We start from the raw sequence: 16,823 nt of genomic DNA, 5'->3' as shown, positions 1-16,823 counted from the left end.
ACTTCGAATACCGACCCATACCGGACTACCGTTGCGCGCATGGCCGCACAGCGCGCGAAAGACAATCGTGCATCCGCATCGGAGTACGACGACCTCGAGGGATTCGGCGTTGCAGTTGTCCGAGAGGACGGCAAGTGGACCGTGACGCCGCTGTCCGACGACGCATTGACCAGCCTGTCGGCGGCAGAGACCGAATTGCGTGAACTTCGCAGCTCGGGTGCCGTGTTCGGGCTGCTCGACGTGGACGAGGAGTTCTTCGTGATCCTGCGTCCGGCGCCGAACGGCACGCGCCTGCTGCTGTCCGACGCGGTCGCCGCAGTGGACTACGAAATCGCTGCGGACGTTCTCGATGCGTTGAACATCGAGATCCCTGACGTCGACCCCGACGAACTCGACGACATCGAACCGTACGAAGAAGGCGACCTCGCCCTGCTGGCCGACCTCGGACTACCCGAGGCCGTGCTGGGCATCATCGTCGCCGAGACCGACGACTACCCCGACGAGCAGTTGCAGTCCATCGCCGAACGTCTGGGCTTCGAGGACGAGTTCGCCGCAGCGGTGAACAAGCTGCGACGCTGACCGGTGGTGGTATCCGACGCGGACATGATCCGCGCAGCGCTCTCGGCCGCGGCCGAGGCATCGGATGCCGATGTACCCGTCGGAGCCGTCGTGTTCGACGCCTCGGGACGTGAGATCGCCCGGGCCTGCAATGCACGGGAGGCGTCGGGCGACCCCACCGGACACGCGGAAGTGATCGCATTGCGTCGAGCAGCGGCGGTGCACGGTGACGGTTGGCGACTCGAGGGCTGCACCCTGGCCGTCACGTTGGAACCCTGCACGATGTGCGCGGGGGCGCTGGTGCTGGCCCGCGTCGGCGCTGTGGTGTTCGGCGCGTGGGAACCCAAAACCGGAGCTGTCGGCTCGCTGTGGGACGTCGTGCGCGACCGCCGCCTGACCCACCGACCACAGGTTCGCGGCGGGGTACTCGAAGCCGAATGCGCCGAGGTGTTGACGCAATTCTTCTCTCGCCAGAGATAACGATCTCGTCACATGGTGGCCCCGATGTCCAATTTTGTGGAGGGTGGAGGACAGAGCGCAACGCTGCGCTCCGAACTTGCGAAGGAGACACTCATGGGACTCGGCGACAAGATCTCGAACAAGACCGAAGACCTCGGCGGCAAGGCGAAAGAAGCCGCAGGTTCGGCCACCGGAGACAGGGACCTCGAAGCAGAGGACAAGGGCGACCAGACCTCGGCAGCATTCAAGGACGGTGCCGAGAAGGTCAAGGACGCAGCCTCGAACATCAAGGACAAGCTCACCGGCAACTAGCCTGAGCTGGCGATTTAGCCTCAGGCCCGCATTCCGGTACAGTCTTCTGCGGTGGCGTGTCCGAGCGGCCTAAGGAGCACGCCTCGAAAGCGTGTGAGGGTTCACCCCCTCCGAGGGTTCAAATCCCTCCGCCACCGCCAAGAACTCCCCACCCGATCCGTCGGGTGGGGAGTTTTTTTGTGCGCTGGGTGTCGTGGGTGTGCGGCCGGGCCGAGGTCGGGCGCAAACGCGCGCGCATTCGTCGTACGCGTGCGGATTCGCTGCCTAGACCGCGCGCGTATGGCAAACGCGCGCGCGTTTGCGGGATCACCGGGGCCCCCAGCGACTCAGACGCTCAGCATTGCCCCGCACCGGCGGAGTCGAGTCCACGCAGAATCTGTTCCTGATCACTGGGCGGCACGGTGTTCCAACTCGGGGCGGTGGTCATTTCGTTGCGCAGACCCTCGACCGACTTGGCGCGATCGGAGATTCCGGTTTGTTCGAGCGCATCGATGGACGGCAGAAATTGGGTGCAGGTCTGCTGGTACAGCGCTTCGCCGGTGACGCCCGAGGTCGGGGCATCGGGTTCAGCGGCAGGCGGAGCCTCGGGAACCGGAGTGTCGGCAGGGGCGGGGGCCGGAGCGTCGAGCGTGGTGCTGGCGGGGACTGTCGTGGAAGCCGCGGCAGAGGTCGTCGTGCTGGCCGCGGCGGAAGTGCTCGACGCGCCCTCGGTCGACGGATCGTTGCTGCATCCGGCAACCGAGACGGCCACGATCAGCCCGAGCAATCCGGTCGCGATTTTTCCGTTCATCGCAACTGTGTACCACCCCGGCAGAACCGCCGACGTCAGAGCAGGGTCTGCGCACGGCCGGTGATGGTGCTCAATGCCGTCGACCAGGCGCGGTTCTTGGGGTCGAGAAACGCGCCGTGCCCGGCTCCGGGCAGTACGACGAGTTCGGTGTCGGTGCTGCCCGCCTTCGTTGCTGCATCGACGTAGACACGGCTCTGATTGACCGACACCGTCTGATCGGCATCACCGTGCAGCGCAGTCAGCGGGACATCGAGGGGGAGATATTCGATGGGCGACGCGATCTTGTAGCGGCCCGGTACTTCGTTCGGCATGCCGCCGAGGAAGACCGGCACGAACTTGTCGTTTCCGAGTGTGGCCGCCCGCTTCATGTCGAAGACGCCGGCCATGATGGTGGCGCTACGCGGCTTGATCCTCGGTTCCGCTCCCGGCGCATCGACCGGCATCAGGTGTCGAGCGGCCACCCAGGCGGCGAGCTGCCCGCCGGCCGAGTGTCCGGCGATGTGGACGCGATCGAGATCGAGCCTCCCGTCGGCTGCGTCCTGCACGACTGTTGCGAGTGCCTCGGTGGCGTCGTCGACGTCGGAGAGAGTGTTGGCCCAATTGTTCGGTCCGCGCCGATATTCGACGTTCCAGACGGCGATGCCTTCGTTGGCGATGGCCGTCGACATCTGCTGGAAGTACGACAGGTCGAGGTTCTCCTGCCACCCGCCGCCGTGAATCATCACCACCACCGGGAGTGAGGTGGCGTCGTTGTCGGGGAGGTAGAGATCGCCGATGTTGTCCGGATCGAATCCGTACTTCAGTCGGACAGGGTCGCCGACAGGGCCCGAGACCGGTTGCAGTGCAGCCGAATAGGTTTCGGCCGTACTCGGTGAGGAGTCGGTGTCGGTGGAGCTGCAGCCGACCAGCGTCACAGCGAGCAGGCCGGAGAGGAAGTGACGACGGTTCACGCGCGCTGTGCCGTCCAATCGAGCAGGTCGTCGAGCGGCCAGGTGTTGATCACTCGCTCCGCGGGCACACCGCGGGCCTCGGCGCGGATACAGCCGTAGCCCTGCCAGTCGAGCTGGCCGGGTGCGTGCGCATCGGTGTCGATGGAAAACAGGCACTCGCGTTCGAGCGCGATGTCGATGAGGCGCTCGGGTGGGTCCTGGCGTTCGGGCCGGGCGTTGATCTCCACTGCGGTACCGAATTGGCGGCAGCCCTCGAACACCACGGGTGCGTCGAATGTCGATTCGGGCCTGGTGCCGCGACCGCCCTCGACGAGCCGTCCGGTGCAGTGGCCGAGGACGTCGACGTGCGGGTTCGCGATGGCGGTGACCATGCGTTTGGTCATTGTCTTGGAGTCGGCTCGCAAGTTGGAGTGCACGCTCGCTACCACCACGTCCAGCTCGGCGAGCAAGCCTTCGTCCTGGTCGAGTGACCCGTCGTCGAGGATGTCGACTTCGATTCCGGTGAGGATGCGGAACGGTGCGAGCCGTTCGTTGAGTTCGGCGACGATGTCGAGTTGGGCGCGCAGACGCTCGGCGGTGAGGCCGTTCGCGACCTTCAGGCGCGGGGAATGATCGGTCAGCGCGCAGTACTCGTGGCCGAGCCTGGCCGCGGTACGCATCATCTCTTCGATGGGGCTACCGCCGTCGGACCAGTTGGAATGGGTGTGCAGATCACCCTTGAGTGCGGCGCGGAGGTCGTTGTTGCCGATGGGTTCGGCAGCGTTTCGTTGCTCGGCCAGATAGTCCGGAACGTCCTGTGTCAGAGCCTGACGAATGATCAGCGAGGTCTTGGCTCCGATGCCGGCCAGTGAGGACCAGCTGTCGGCCTTTTCGTGCTCGGATCGTTGTGCAGGACCGAGAGATTCGACGACATCAGCGGCTCGCCGATAAGCCTTGACGCGGTGGGTGTCCGAGCGTGAGCGCTCGAGCCAGTATCCGATCTCTCGAAGTGCGTCCACCGGATCCATGCGTTCCATTGTGCCTGTCGGCCCCGACACGTGCGCACGGGGTAAACGGACAAAACTCTCAGGGAGTTGCCAGGTCGCTCATCTCCCATTGGCTTGAAGCTGCAACTATCATCGGCAGTCATGACCAAGAAATGGTGGATCGTAGGCGTTGTTGTCGTTGCGCTCGTAGCGCTCGGGCTGTACTTCGGGCCCAAGATCTACGCGTCGTTCCAAGAAGACGCCGCCCCGGCGGCGACCGTCGACACCTCGGGCGCGCAGGCGGCGACGACCGAGGATCTGAACGGAACATGGACCGTCACCCCAGGCGACGCGTCGAACACCACCGCGGCGGGCTACACCGTCGACGAGGTACTCAACGGCTCCGACGTGACCGTTGTCGGGTCGACGCCCGAGGTCGGCGGTTCGGTCACCATCGCAGACAACTCCTTGACCACCGGTGAGGTTGTGGTGCAGACGAATTCGATCACCACCGACAGTGACCGCCGAGACAGCCAGTTCCGCGGCAACATCTTCGACACCGCGACGTATCCGACGGCGACGTTCACGATCGACTCGCCGATCGATCTGGCCGGCCTCCCCAAGGACGGAACCACCGAAACCGTCACGGCCGAAGGCACATTGACGCTCAAAGATCAGACGCGACCCGTCTCGGTGGAGATGCAGGTACTGCAATCCGGCGACACGCTCATCGCTTCGGGTGCCATTCCGACGACATGGGCCGATTACGGCGTCGAACCGCCGTCACTCGGCTTCGTCACCGTCGAGGACTCGGGCACCGTCGACTTCCTGATCAATCTGAGCCGGCAGTAGCTCGTTCTCGTGGGGCCTGCGGCGTCCATCCCGGCGGTCCCACAAGATATCCGACGCGTTCCTTCCACGACCGCGATGCCGCAACATCCCGTGCGATGTTGCGGTATTCGTGCGTCTGGAGGGTCCAGATGTTGAACGTGTCGACAGGTTTGGTCAATCCGTAGTTCGGCCGCTCGACCTCCTCGGCGTAGCTTCCGAACAGCCGATCCCAGATGATGAGGATTCCGCCGTAGTTCTTGTCGAGGTACTGCGGGTCCCGGCCGTGATGGACGCGGTGATGGGAAGGCGTGTTGAAGACGTACTCGAACGGGCGCGGCAGCCGGTCGATGCGCTCGGTGTGCACCCAGAATTGATAGACGAGGTTGATCGAGAATCCGACGAACACCATCCACGGCGGCATGCCCAACAGGGGGAGCGGCAGCCACATGATGACCTCGCCGCTGTTGTTCCACTTCTGTCGCAGCGCTGCGGCGAAGTTGAAGTACTCGCTCGAATGGTGGGACTGATGCGTCGCCCAGATGATTCGAGTCCGATGCGCGATGCGGTGGTACCCGTAGAACAGCAGGTCGACGCCCAGGATCAGAATCACCCAGGTGTACCAGGCGTCTGCGGGAAGGTGCCACGGCGCGAGATAGACGTAGATGGCCGTGTAGCCGACCAACGCCAGCGCCTTCCATGCGGTGGTGGTCGCGATCGACACCAAGCCCATGCTCAAGCTGGAGCGCGCATCCCTGGTGGAGTAACTGCCGCGTACACCGTCTTCGAGCTTCGCGGCCGCGATCCATTCGATCGTCAGTAGCAGCGCGAACGCGGGGATGGCCAGCGCGACGGGATCGCGCAGCGGTTCGGGCAGTGCATTCCACGCCGAGCCGATCCACTCGCTCATCGAACCTCCAGTGCGTGACAGTAATGGAGGAAGTGTAACGCTGACTGTCCGACTTTCCTACGGCTCGTACCGTGGGATGGGCGCACCTGTCGGCCGAGAGAGCGGAGTGGGACTTGTTGGAGAAAATCACGTCGACGATCGGACAGGTGGGCGAGGCCGCGTTGGGTGTCGTCGGAATTCGGGTCGGTACCGAGGAACCGCCGCACACGAGCCGTCGACTGACCGACGCGGTGGAGATCCGTCGTTACGAACCACGCATCGCGGCGCAGACCACCGTCGACGCAGATGAAGAAGAGGCACGCCAGGAGGGTTTTCGTCGCCTGGCCCGGTACATCTTCGGTGGAAATGGGGGCAAGCAGAAGGTCGCGATGACCGCTCCCGTCAGTCAGTCGCCGAAAGGCTCGCAGAAGATCGCGATGACGGCCCCCGTGTCGAGCACGCCCGGCAGCGGCGGCTGGGTCGTCCGGTTCTTCATGCCGTCGAAGTGGACGATGGACACGCTGCCGAAGCCCGACGACGACCGCGTGACGTTGACGTCGGTTCCGGCGGAGACGGTGGCTGTACTGCGTTTCAGCGGTGGGCGCGGCCGGGACGACGTCGAACCGCAGATGGCGGCGTTGACCGAAGCGCTGCGTGCACACGACATCGAGATGCTGGGTGAGCCGATGACCTGGTTCTACGATCCGCCTTGGACCTTGGCACCACTGCGTCGCAACGAAGTGGTCGTGGTGATACCGGAAGATTCCTGACGGGCAGCTGCTCGCTAATTTCCTACCGAAATGATAGGAATTGACGGTGCACATCACGGCGAGGGCGGACTACGCAGTGCGGACGCTCATCGAACTGGCGGCGGTCGGCGGGCAGGGCCCCGCGAAAGCCGAGGCGCTGGCCGCCGCGCAAGGTATTCCGCACAAGTTTCTCGAGTCGGTGCTTTCGGATCTGCGTCGTGCGGACCTGGTCTGCAGCAGGCGGGGGCCCGACGGCGGCTATTGGTTGGCGCGGGAGGCGTCGGACATTTCTGTTGCCGATGTGATCAGGGCCGTCGAGGGTCCGCTGGCGTCGGTGCGTGGTCAACGGCCCGAGGATGCCGAGTACGCCGGCCCGGCCGAGCCGCTCACCCGGGTGTGGCTGGCGGTGCGCGTCAATTTGCGCGCGGTTCTCGAGGCGGTGTCGCTCGCGGATATCGTCGAAGACGATCTGCCGGGGTTCGTGAAAGAGCTGGTCAGCGAGCCGACAGCATGGGCTCGTCGATGATCTGAGTCACACCGACGGCAAGGTGTGGCGCGATCGACAAAATTGCACGTCTCTGCAAACTTGCAGAACCGTGCAAGTTCCGTACTTTGGTAATCGTGACTTCTCCGACGGGCCTTCGTGATCTGAAGAAGGCCGCTACCCGCGACGCTCTCGGTCTGGCGGCCGTGCGTCTGGGAAAGCTGCACGGCTTCGACGCGGTCACCGCCGACGCCATCGCGCACGAGGCGGGTGTCTCCACCCGCACGTTCCACAACTACTTCTCCAACAAAGAAGAAGCGGTTCTGCATCACATCGAGGTCTCGGCACTCGAATGGTTCGAGCTGCTGCGTGCGCGGCCGTCGACGGAGCCGATCTGGGATTCGTTGCGGCACATAGCAATCAACCTTGTCGCTGATCCCGGCAGGGACCTGGAGGATACCTTCGCGGCGGCCCGCCTCATCGAGGCCAATCCCGCATTGATGGCCCGCAAGCTCGAAATGCATCACTCCCTGACCCGCAAACTCGGCGAGGCCATCGCCGAGCGAACCGGTACGGACATCGACACCGATCTCTACCCCAACCTGCTGCAGATGGCCGTCGGCGGTGCCGTGACGTCTGCATTGAACATCTGGATCACCGATCCCGCAGGTGCGTCGACACCGAAGGCCCTCATCGAAGACGCCTTCGACCAACTCCGCGCTGGACTTCCCGAGCCCAAGGGTCATTCCGCAGGCTCCACTCCCGAGCCCAAGGGTCATTCCGCAGGCTCCACTCCCGAACCTCATCCCAACCCCGACTCGTCCGAACACAACCGAGGAGCTTGACAGTGGCCACCTATCTCTACCGAATCGGAAGATTCGCGTACCGACGCAAGGGCATCGTCCTCGGACTGTGGCTGGCGATTCTGATTCTCGCTGCCGTGGGCGCATCAACGCTGTCCGCGCCGACGGTCAACTCGTTCAGCATTCCGGGAACACCCGCTCAGGCTGCACTCGACCTGCAGAAGGAGCGGTTCGGTGGCGCCGAGGACCCGCTGCAAGCGGTCAACGCCGAGTACGTCTTCCAGGCGCCGGAAGGCCAATCGCTCGATACCCCGCAGTACACCTCCGCCATCGACGCCACGATCGCTGAGATCGAGAAGATCGACGCGGCAAAGCCGGCGGAAGGTGCACCGCCACTTGCCAATCCGGTCGCAGCCAACCAGTCGATCATCGAGCAGTACACCAAGGCGGCCACCGAGGCAGGCACCCCGGCCGACCAGATAGCGGCCGATGCGGCCGCCACCTCGCCGCTGAGCCCAGACGGCAACGTGGGTACCGTCACCGCGCCGATCAATGTCGATCTTGCCGACGTCACCGATCAGATTCGTAGCGATCTCGACGCCGCCGCGCAGCCGGCCCGCGACGCAGGCTTGAACGTCATTCTCGGCGGCACCGTCGCGCAGGAGAATCCGTCACCCGGTGGAAGTTCGGAGATCGTCGGTCTTGCCGTCGCTGCCGTCGTTCTTCTCATCATGTTCGGCTCGGCTGCTGCTGCCAGCTTGCCGCTGATCACTGCGATCGTCGGCATCGGAATCTCGAGTCTGGCCATCACCACTGCCTCCGGGTTCGCGAGCCTGTCTTCGTTCACCCCGATTCTCGCCATCATGATCGGTCTCGCAGTCGCGATCGACTATTCGCTGTTCATCCTGGCGCGATACCGGCACGAGCTCACGCTCACCGACGACCGTGAAGAAGCAGTCGGACGGTCGGTCGGAACCGCGGGCTCAGCCGTCGTGTTCGCAGGCGCAACGGTGCTCATCGCCCTCGTTGCCCTCCGCGTGGTCGGCATCCCGTTCCTGTCTCAGATGGGCCTGGCCGCAGGTTTCGCGGTGTTCGTTGCCGTCTTGATCGCATTGACCTTCCTGCCCGCCATGCTCGGCGTCTACAAGGGCAAGGCCTTCGCGGGCAAGCTCAAGTTCGTCAACACCACCGACCCCGAGGACCCGGAGGCCAAGCCCACCAACGGACTTCGGTGGGCTCGATTCCTGGTCAAGAGGCCGATCCTCGGACTCGTCGGAGGCATCGTGCTCCTCGGCGTCATCGCCGGGCCGACCACCGGGTTGTCTCTCGCACTCCCGTCGATCGCCACCTCGGACCCGTCCACGCCTGCCCGTCAGGCATACGACGTCACCGAAAACGCCTTCGGGCCCGGACGTAACGGTCCGCTGCTCGTCATCGCCGATGCGTCAGGCGTCGCCGAGGCCGATCGCACTGCGTCCTTCGGCAAGGTCATCGAGACGATCACCGCCCAATCCGACGTCACGAATGCGCAGATCGTCGCCGTCAACCCGGCGGGTGACACCGCTCAGATACTCGTCACCCCGTCGAGCACACCCAACAGTGACCAGACGAAGGCGCTCGTCACCAACCTCCGCGACGCCGAGAGCGGATTGGAGGAGAGCTCGGGCGTTTCCTACGGAGTGACCGGCGAGACCGCGATCGGGATCGACATCTCGGAGCGATTGCAGAGCGCGCTGATTCCGTACCTGGCTGTGGTTGTCGGACTGGCGTTCGTGCTGCTGATGCTGGTGTTCCGTTCGATTCTGGTACCGCTCACCGCGACGGTCGGGTTCCTGCTCAGCGTGCTCGCCACCTTCGGAGCGACGGTGTTCATCTTCCAAGAGGGCGGGCTGGGCCTGATCTCCAACCCGCAGCCGATCGTCAGCTTCATGCCGATCTTCCTCATCGGTGTGGTGTTCGGTCTCGCGATGGACTACCAGGTGTTCCTCGTCTCGCGTATGCGTGAGGAGTTCGTCCACGGAGCCGCTGCCAAGGATGCCGTCGTCAACGGCTTCAAGTACGGCGCACGCGTGGTCACCTCGGCTGCAGTCATCATGATCTCGGTGTTCGCCGCGTTCATCGCCGAGCCGGACTCGTTCATCAAGTCCATCGGCTTCGCGCTCGCTGCGGCCGTGTTCTTCGACGCGTTCGTGGTGCGCATGGTGCTGATTCCGTCGGTGATGGCTCTACTGGGCGACAAGGCCTGGTGGCTGCCGAAGTGGCTGGACAAGATCCTGCCCAACGTCGACATCGAAGGTGCCAAGCTGAAGACGGCTCCGGAGAAAACCCTGTAGTTCCTGGGCTGAACCCGGTCGGCCGAAGATTGCCCGCAACACTCGAAAAACGGAGAGACTGTCATCCATGTGTACGAGTAATCTTCGGCCATCATGCTGATTCCGCTGCTTCGCACGTATCTGGCTCCGTACAAGATGCCGATCGTCGCCCTGATCCTGCTGCAACTCGTCGCTACGTTGGCGGCGCTGTTCCTGCCCAGCCTCAATGCCGACATCATCGACAAGGGCGTCACCACCGGCGACACCGGTTACATCCTGTCCGCCGGCGGACTGATGCTGCTGGTCTCGGCAGTGCAGATCATCAGCTCGGTGGCCGCGGTGTTCATCGGTGCTCGCGCGGCCATGGGCGTCGGACGTGACCTGCGCGGTGCGATTCTGCACCGCGTCGGCACGTTCTCGGCTCGTGAGGTCGGCCAGTTCGGTGCGCCGTCGTTGATCACCCGCAACACCAACGATGTTCAGCAGGTGCAGTTGGTGATCGTCATGGGGTTCACCATCGTGGTGATGGCACCGATCATGTGCGTCGGTGGCATCGTCATGTCGCTGCGCGAGGACCTCGGCCTGTCCTGGATCCTGTTGATCGCGGTCCCGGGGCTGGCGATCTCCATGGGCCTGATCATCGTCAAGATGGTGCCGGCCTTTCGCTCGATGCAGAAGCGGATCGACGCCGTCAATCGTGTTCTGCGTGAACAGATCACCGGAATTCGAGTGGTGCGGGCATTCGTCCGAGAGGACTTCGAGGTCGACCGGTTCGGAGCGGCCAACACCGCACTCACCGACACCGCATTGCGTGTCGGTCGGTTGATGGCCTTGATGTTCCCGACGGTCATGCTCATCAGCAACGTGACCAGCGTCGCTGTCATCTGGTTCGGTGGCCATGCCATCGATCAGGGCACCATGCAGATCGGCTCTCTCACAGCTCTTCTGAGCTACATCATGCTCATCCTCATGTCGGTGATGATGGCCTCGTTCATCGCGATGATGGTGCCCCGCGCGTCGGTGTGTGCCGATCGCATCAGTGAGGTACTCGCCACCGAATCCTCGGTCGTGTTGCCGGACAAGCCCAAGACGTTCGCATCCTCGCCGGGAACGGTCGAGCTCGTGAACGCCGAATTCTCTTTCCCCGGTGCCGAATATCCGGTGCTCTGCGGAGTGAACCTGAGGGCCGAAGCAGGCAAGGTCACCGCGATCATCGGCGGTACAGGCTCCGGAAAATCAACGCTCGTCAACCTGATTCCGCGACTCATCGACGTCACCGGCGGCGAGGTACGCGTCGGCGGAGTCGATATCCGTGAACTCGATTTGGATCTGTTGCGCTCCGAGATCGGGTTGATTCCGCAGAAGCCGTACCTGTTCTCGGGCACCATCGCCAGCAATCTGCGATACGGCAAATCCGACGCCACCGACGCGGAACTGTGGGAGGCACTCGAGATCGCCCAGGGTGCCGACTTCGTTCGGGCCATGCCCGAGGGACTGGAAACACCCGTCGCACAGGGTGGTACGACGGTCTCCGGTGGTCAGCGTCAACGTCTCGCCATCGCCCGGGCGCTGGTGCGCAAGCCCAGCATCTACCTGTTCGACGACTCGTTCTCCGCACTGGATCTGACGACCGATGCCAATCTGCGCGCCGCACTGAAGCCGGTGACACGTGATGCGTGCATGATCGTTGTCGCTCAACGCGTCTCGACCATCATCGACGCCGACCAGATACTCGTACTCGACGACGGAAAGCCGGTAGGTGTGGGTACCCACGACCAATTGATGGCCGATTGCCCCACCTACGCCGAGATCGTCGACTCGCAGCGCGCCGTGGCCGGTGCACTGTGACCGCGCAGCAGGAGAAGACGGACGAGAAGGACGACGCAGCCGTCGCGAAGGCTGTGGTGCCGGGAACCAAGGCCCGTAATTTCAAGGGTTCGTTCAAGCGATTGGTCGGCCTACTCGCTCCCGAGAAGGTGCTCCTGTCGGTGATGCTGGCCTTCGGTATCGCCAGCACCGTGCTCACCGTGGCCGCGCCGACCGTGCTCGGCCACGCGACCGACCTGATCTTCAACGGCGTCGTCGGCCGCGAGCTGGATCCCGGTCGGACGAAAGACCAAGCGATCGAGCAGCTGCGGGCCGAGGGGAACGACTCCATCGCCGACCTGCTGTCCGGGACGGATGTCATCCCCGGTGCCGGTATCGATTTCGGTGCGGTCGGAACCGTCCTGATGTGGGTCCTTGCGCTGTACGTGCTCTCGTCGCTGTTGGCCTGGGGGCAGGGCTACATCCTCAACATCGCGTTGCAGCGTCGAATCCTGTTGCTGCGCGGCAGCGTCGAAGCCAAGGTGCATCGACTGCCGCTGAAGTACTTCGACAACAATGCCCGCGGTGAGACGCTCAGCCGCGTCACCAACGACATCGACAACGTCTCGACCAGCTTGCAGCAGACACTCAGTCAGTTGATCACCGGTATTCTCACCGTGCTCGGCATCCTCGGTGTGATGATCTGGATCTCGCCTCTGCTGGCTCTCGTTGCGGTGCTGACCATTCCGGCGTCCTTCGCGGTGACCGCCGTCATCGCCAAGCGTTCTCAGCCGCACTTCGTCGCGCAGTGGAAGCACACCGGAAAGCTGAACGCCCAGATCGAGGAGACCTACACCGGCCACGAGATCGTCAAGGCCTTCGGTCGGCAGGAAGAGGTGGAGCGCGAGTTCGGTGATCGCAACGAAAAGCTCTTCCAGTCCAGCTTCCGAGCCCAGTTCATCTCCGGCATGATCATGCCCGTCATCATGTTCCTCGGAAACATCAACTACGTGGTCATCGCCGTCGTCGGTGGGCTGCGGGTGGCGTCGGGCACGCTCAGTCTCGGTGAAGTGCAGGCCTTCATCCAGTACTCGCGCCAGTTCACTCAGCCGCTCACTCAGGTCGGTGCGATGGTGAACCTCATCCAGTCCGGTGTCGCCTCCGCCGAGCGCATCTTCGAGGTGCTCGACGCCGAGGAAGAGGATGCAGATCCGGCCGATGCGGTGCGGCCCATCGAGCGCCGGGGACGCGTCGAATTCGAAAACGTCTCCTTCGGCTACTCGGCCGACCGCCCACTGATCGAAAACCTCTCGCTGGTCGCCGATCCCGGCCACCTGGTTGCGATCGTCGGTCCGACCGGTGCGGGAAAGACCACATTGGTCAACCTCATCATGCGGTTCTACGAGATCGACTCGGGCCGCATCACTCTCGACGGCGTCGACACCAGGAAGATGACCCGCGAAGAACTGCGCGCTCGCACCGGCATGGTGCTGCAGGACACCTGGTTGTTCGGTGGAACCATTCGCGACAACATCGCCTACGGCGACCCGAGTGCCAGCGAAGAGGAAATCCTCGAGGCCGCGCGAGTGAGCTACGTGGACCGGTTTGTGCACTCTCTGCCCGACGGCTACGACACGATCATCGACGAAGAGGGCAACAACGTCAGCGCCGGTGAGAAGCAGCTCATCACCATCGCCCGAGCCTTCCTGGCCAAGCCGTTGATCCTCATCCTCGACGAGGCCACCAGCTCCGTCGACACCCGAACCGAGCTGCTGGTGCAGAAGGCCACCGCGAGGCTACGCAGCGATCGCACCAGTTTCGTTATCGCGCACCGCCTCTCGACCATCCGGGACGCGGACACGATCGTGGTGATGGAGAACGGCAGCATCGTCGAGCAGGGCAATCACGAGGAACTGCTCGCGGCCAGGGGTGCGTACTTCCGCCTGAATGCGGCTGGCTCCGCAGTGGCAGGAACAAGTGCCTCATAGGGCACTTGACCGCGCCACTGCCGCGCAGCGGCATACTGACGCGGTGAGTTTCTCCAGTTTCGGCTTCGATATCGGCACCCGGCTCGACGGTGAGCTCGGGCGCACCGGCACCATCCACACCCCGCACGGTGACATCGCTACCCCCGCGTTCATCGCGGTGGGCACCAAGGCGACCGTCAAAGCGGTGCTGCCGGAGGCCATGAAGGAACTCGGCGCGCAGGCGGTGCTCGCCAACGCGTACCACCTGTATCTGCAGCCGGGCTCGGACATCGTCGACGAGGCAGGTGGGCTGGGCAAGTTCATGAACTGGGATGGTCCGACGTTCACCGACAGCGGCGGATTCCAGGTCATGTCGCTCGGCGTCGGATTCAAGAAGGTCATTTCGATGGACGCCACGCGAGTGCAATCCGACGACGTCATCGCCGAGGGCAAGGAGCGCCTCGCCCACGTCGACGACGACGGTGTGACGTTCAAATCCCATCTCGACGGCTCCAAGCATCGATTCACTCCCGAAGTGTCGATGCAGATTCAGCATCGGCTCGGCGCCGACATCATGTTCGCGTTCGACGAGCTGACGACGCTGATGAATACCCGCGGCTATCAGGAGATGTCGGTCGACCGAACCCAGGCGTGGGCGAAGCGATGCGTCCTCGAACACGAACGGCTCACGGTCGAGCGCGCCGACAAGCCGTACCAAGCGTTGTTCGGAGTGGTGCAGGGCGCGCAGTACGAGGATCTGCGACGCAAGGCCGCGCACGATCTCGAGACGATCACCGGCGAAACGGGCCGTGGCTTCGACGGCTACGGCATCGGCGGTGCGCTCGAAAAGCAGAACCTCGGCACCATCACTCGGTGGGTGAACGAGGAACTGCCCGAACACAAGCCGCGGCACATGCTCGGAATCAGCGAACCGGACGATTTTTTCACCGCCATCGAGAACGGTGCCGATACCTTCGATTGCGTCAATCCCTCACGCGTGGCACGCAATGCGGCGATCTACGTGCCGACGGGCCGCTTCAACATCAACACTGCCAAGCATCGACGCGACTTCACCCCGATCGACGAGAACTGCGACTGCTACACCTGCGCGCACTACACCAAGGCCTATATCCATCACCTGTTCAAGGCCAAGGAAATGCTCGCGTCGACGCTGTGCACCATCCACAACGAGCGCTTCACGGTCAAACTGGTCGACGACATTCGCGCCTCGATCGAGCAGGGACGCTTCGCAGAATTCAAGACGGAGTTTCTGGGTCGCTTCTATGCGCGGAAGACTGCGTGAGCTGAGCTTCGAGCTCCGAAATCCGCTGTAGCAGTTCCTGTTCCCGTTCTGCAGCTTTGCGCTGGTGCACCTCGGACAGGTCCGCGAGGTAGGCCGCGTCGTAGCGGGGGATGATGCTGCGGGTGCAGTTCCAGTCGAAGGCCTCGACGTCGATGACGACGCTGCGCTCGCAGGTGGCGGCGACTGTGAGATCCCCGATTTTTCTCAGTCGGTTCAGTAGTTCGGGATCATCTGCGGCCTCGATGGTTCGTGCCCGGCCGTAGAGCTTGAGGCGTTGGCGCAGAGGGTAATCGACCAAGAACACGGCGACGCGATCGTCGTGATCGAGATTGGCCGCCGTGACGTACTGATGGTTGCCTGCGAAATCGGCGAAGCCGAGTGTGCGGTCGTCGAGGACCTGCAGGAACCCCTTCGGTCCGCTTCGATACTGAATGTACGGCCAGCCGGTCTCGGCGACAGTGGCGATCTGGAACTGATCCACCGCGCGAATCATGGCCTTCTCACGAGTGTCGAGAGGCGTCGGGCCGTCGTCGGGTCGTTCGGTCTGGGAGCCATAGGCGGTGTAGCTGCCGTCGATCTTCTGCCTGGCAATCGCAGCAGGCCCGAATATCAAATGGTGATAGTGGTTGCTCTGCGGCACGAATGAATTCTATGTGCTCTGTCCCAGTTACGAGACTGGGACAGAGTGTCTCTCAACCAGGTCCTGGGCCAGCTGGCCGATGCGTGTGCGGGCGGTCTCTGGAGCGAGGACCTCGATGTGGTCGCCGAACTGGAGGAGCTGACGAACCGACTCGACGTCGGGGTAGCGGATGACGACGGTGCACAAGCCGCTTTCGGGGTCGGAGACATTTTGGATGCGTTTGCCGAGGATGCGGAGCGCCAGGTCGATGCCATTCTGTGGCAGCCTTACGGTGACGCTCACGCAACCTCGTGTCTCGGTCTGTTCTTTCAGCTCGGCCCATCTGGTGCGGAGGGTTTCGTCTGGTCGGAGAGCAGCTGGTGCGTCGAGTTGTTCGTAGGCAGAGAGCCGTTCCAGAGCGAACAGCCGGCCTTTCCCCTGGTCGTCGGCGACGAGATACCAGCGGCCTGATTTCGCCACGATCCCGTACGGGTCGACCACCCGCGTCGAGGCCTGATTCTCGGAGCTGCGCCGGTACTGGATTCGCAGTCGTCCCCGGTGTCGCAGGGCCGAGGCCAGATCCGATACGTCGACCGCTGCCTCTGAGTCGGCAAACCATGCGGTGCCGTCGACCAGCACTAGGTCCGCCAGCTGCAGCATGTTCGGCGACGTAGGCGCTGCAGCCTGTCGGGCGGCGATCTTGCGCGCGGCCGACTCCCACACTGCAGAGAGGCCCAAGCGTTCGAGTTGTGCGCTGTCCAAACCGGCTACCGAGAGGGCCTCGAGCTCCGGGGGTTCCAGATGGGATGCATTGAGCCGAGCACTGTGCAGCAAGACGATTCCGCCGTTGCGCCCGCGTTCGGCATAGACGGGCACGCCTGCTGTCGAGAGTGCCTCGACGTCCCGCAGGACAGTCCGCCGAGACACCTCCATACGCTCGGCGAGTTCGGTGGTGGTTATGCGCGGGCGTGTTTGTAGGAGCAGCAAGAGGTGCAGCAGTCTCGAAGCCTTCATGCTGATCGATGTTCG

16 protein-coding genes, 1 tRNA gene and 1 pseudogene are annotated in these 16,823 nt (G+C 63.6%); 12 read left to right on the top strand and 6 right to left on the bottom strand.

Annotation, left to right across the window (positions count from 1 at the left end; translation table 11 throughout):
* The first annotated feature begins 39 nt into the window (after window positions 1-39).
* The 4 genes from O4220_RS16330 (at window position 40) to O4220_RS16315 (ending at window position 1,469) form a co-directional block, all read left to right on the top strand.
* On the top strand, window positions 40-579 hold the full coding sequence (locus O4220_RS16330) for a tRNA adenosine deaminase-associated protein (RefSeq protein ID WP_008712456.1): 540 nt from the start codon (window positions 40-42) through the stop codon (window positions 577-579).
* A 24-nt stretch (window positions 580-603) separates the two neighbouring features.
* Window positions 604-1,038: a nucleoside deaminase gene (locus tag O4220_RS16325; RefSeq protein WP_269606338.1), complete on the top strand. Its 435-nt coding sequence runs from the start codon at window positions 604-606 to the stop codon at window positions 1,036-1,038.
* A 93-nt stretch (window positions 1,039-1,131) separates the two neighbouring features.
* The gene (locus O4220_RS16320; protein ID WP_269606336.1) at window positions 1,132-1,329 is read left to right on the top strand and encodes a CsbD family protein; all 198 of its coding nucleotides are present in this window, start codon (window positions 1,132-1,134) and stop codon (window positions 1,327-1,329) included.
* 50 nt (window positions 1,330-1,379) lie between these two features.
* Window positions 1,380-1,469: transfer RNA gene (locus O4220_RS16315), tRNA-Ser, on the top strand.
* 194 nt (window positions 1,470-1,663) lie between these two features.
* Here the strand turns inward: O4220_RS16315 and O4220_RS16310 are convergent.
* Genes O4220_RS16310 through O4220_RS16300 form a run of 3 tightly spaced genes read right to left on the bottom strand, consistent with a single transcriptional unit; the run spans window position 1,664 to window position 4,076 of the window.
* A complete protein-coding gene (locus O4220_RS16310) occupies window positions 1,664-2,119 on the bottom strand; it encodes a hypothetical protein (protein ID WP_269605989.1) in 456 nt (151 codons plus the stop codon).
* 35 nt (window positions 2,120-2,154) lie between these two features.
* A complete protein-coding gene (locus O4220_RS16305; protein WP_269605987.1) occupies window positions 2,155-3,069 on the bottom strand; it encodes an alpha/beta hydrolase family protein in 915 nt (304 codons plus the stop codon).
* The gene (locus tag O4220_RS16300; protein WP_269605985.1) at window positions 3,066-4,076 is read right to left on the bottom strand and encodes a PHP domain-containing protein; all 1,011 of its coding nucleotides are present in this window, start codon (window positions 4,074-4,076) and stop codon (window positions 3,066-3,068) included. Before O4220_RS16300 ends, O4220_RS16305 begins: the two co-directional genes overlap by 4 nt.
* Before the next feature lie 120 nt (window positions 4,077-4,196).
* Between O4220_RS16300 and O4220_RS16295 the strand changes: the two genes are divergently transcribed.
* Entirely contained in the window at window positions 4,197-4,886 is a 690-nt protein-coding gene (locus tag O4220_RS16295) for a YceI family protein (RefSeq protein ID WP_269605983.1), read from the top strand.
* Here the strand turns inward: O4220_RS16295 and O4220_RS16290 are convergent.
* On the bottom strand, window positions 4,867-5,772 hold the full coding sequence (locus tag O4220_RS16290) for a sterol desaturase family protein (protein ID WP_269605980.1): 906 nt from the start codon (window positions 5,770-5,772) through the stop codon (window positions 4,867-4,869). The two genes, O4220_RS16295 and O4220_RS16290, sit on opposite strands and share 20 nt — an antisense overlap.
* A gap of 113 nt (window positions 5,773-5,885) precedes the next feature.
* Between O4220_RS16290 and O4220_RS16285 the strand changes: the two genes are divergently transcribed.
* From O4220_RS16285 to tgt, 7 genes and pseudogenes are all read left to right on the top strand, one after another.
* The gene (locus O4220_RS16285; RefSeq protein ID WP_420030408.1) at window positions 5,886-6,521 is read left to right on the top strand and encodes an SOUL family heme-binding protein; all 636 of its coding nucleotides are present in this window, start codon (window positions 5,886-5,888) and stop codon (window positions 6,519-6,521) included.
* Window positions 6,522-6,567: 46 nt separating this feature from the next.
* Window positions 6,568-7,026: an RrF2 family transcriptional regulator gene (locus O4220_RS16280; RefSeq protein WP_032379935.1), complete on the top strand. Its 459-nt coding sequence runs from the start codon at window positions 6,568-6,570 to the stop codon at window positions 7,024-7,026.
* 95 nt (window positions 7,027-7,121) lie between these two features.
* A pseudogene (locus tag O4220_RS16275) lies at window positions 7,122-7,721 on the top strand (TetR family transcriptional regulator); the annotation flags it as partial.
* A 110-nt stretch (window positions 7,722-7,831) separates the two neighbouring features.
* Entirely contained in the window at window positions 7,832-10,120 is a 2,289-nt protein-coding gene (locus O4220_RS16270; protein ID WP_269605975.1) for an MMPL family transporter, read from the top strand.
* Between the two features lie 93 nt (window positions 10,121-10,213).
* Window positions 10,214-11,947 (top strand): ABC transporter ATP-binding protein, encoded by a 1,734-nt coding sequence (locus tag O4220_RS16265; RefSeq protein ID WP_269605972.1) that lies wholly within the window; start codon window positions 10,214-10,216, stop codon window positions 11,945-11,947.
* Window positions 11,944-13,893, top strand: a complete 1,950-nt coding sequence (locus O4220_RS16260) for an ABC transporter ATP-binding protein (RefSeq protein WP_420030403.1) — start codon at window positions 11,944-11,946, stop codon at window positions 13,891-13,893. The genes O4220_RS16265 and O4220_RS16260 overlap by 4 nt, the downstream gene beginning before the upstream one ends.
* Before the next feature lie 43 nt (window positions 13,894-13,936).
* Window positions 13,937-15,175 (top strand): tRNA guanosine(34) transglycosylase Tgt, encoded by a 1,239-nt coding sequence (gene tgt, locus O4220_RS16255; protein WP_269605970.1) that lies wholly within the window; start codon window positions 13,937-13,939, stop codon window positions 15,173-15,175.
* On the opposite strand, the gene O4220_RS16250 is transcribed toward tgt, so the two are convergent.
* Together O4220_RS16250 and O4220_RS16245 are read right to left on the bottom strand one after the other, a co-directional pair.
* On the bottom strand, window positions 15,129-15,815 hold the full coding sequence (locus O4220_RS16250) for a pyridoxamine 5'-phosphate oxidase family protein (protein WP_269605968.1): 687 nt from the start codon (window positions 15,813-15,815) through the stop codon (window positions 15,129-15,131). The two genes, tgt and O4220_RS16250, sit on opposite strands and share 47 nt — an antisense overlap.
* A gap of 27 nt (window positions 15,816-15,842) precedes the next feature.
* Entirely contained in the window at window positions 15,843-16,808 is a 966-nt protein-coding gene (locus O4220_RS16245; RefSeq protein ID WP_269605965.1) for a helix-turn-helix transcriptional regulator, read from the bottom strand.
* Window positions 16,809-16,823 lie beyond the last annotated feature (15 nt).

It is taken from the genome of Rhodococcus ruber (assembly GCF_027270735.1).
Taxonomy (GTDB): Bacteria; Actinomycetota; Actinomycetes; order Mycobacteriales; family Mycobacteriaceae; genus Rhodococcoides; species Rhodococcoides rubrum_A.
This window is presented reverse-complemented; position numbering and strand designations above follow the sequence as displayed.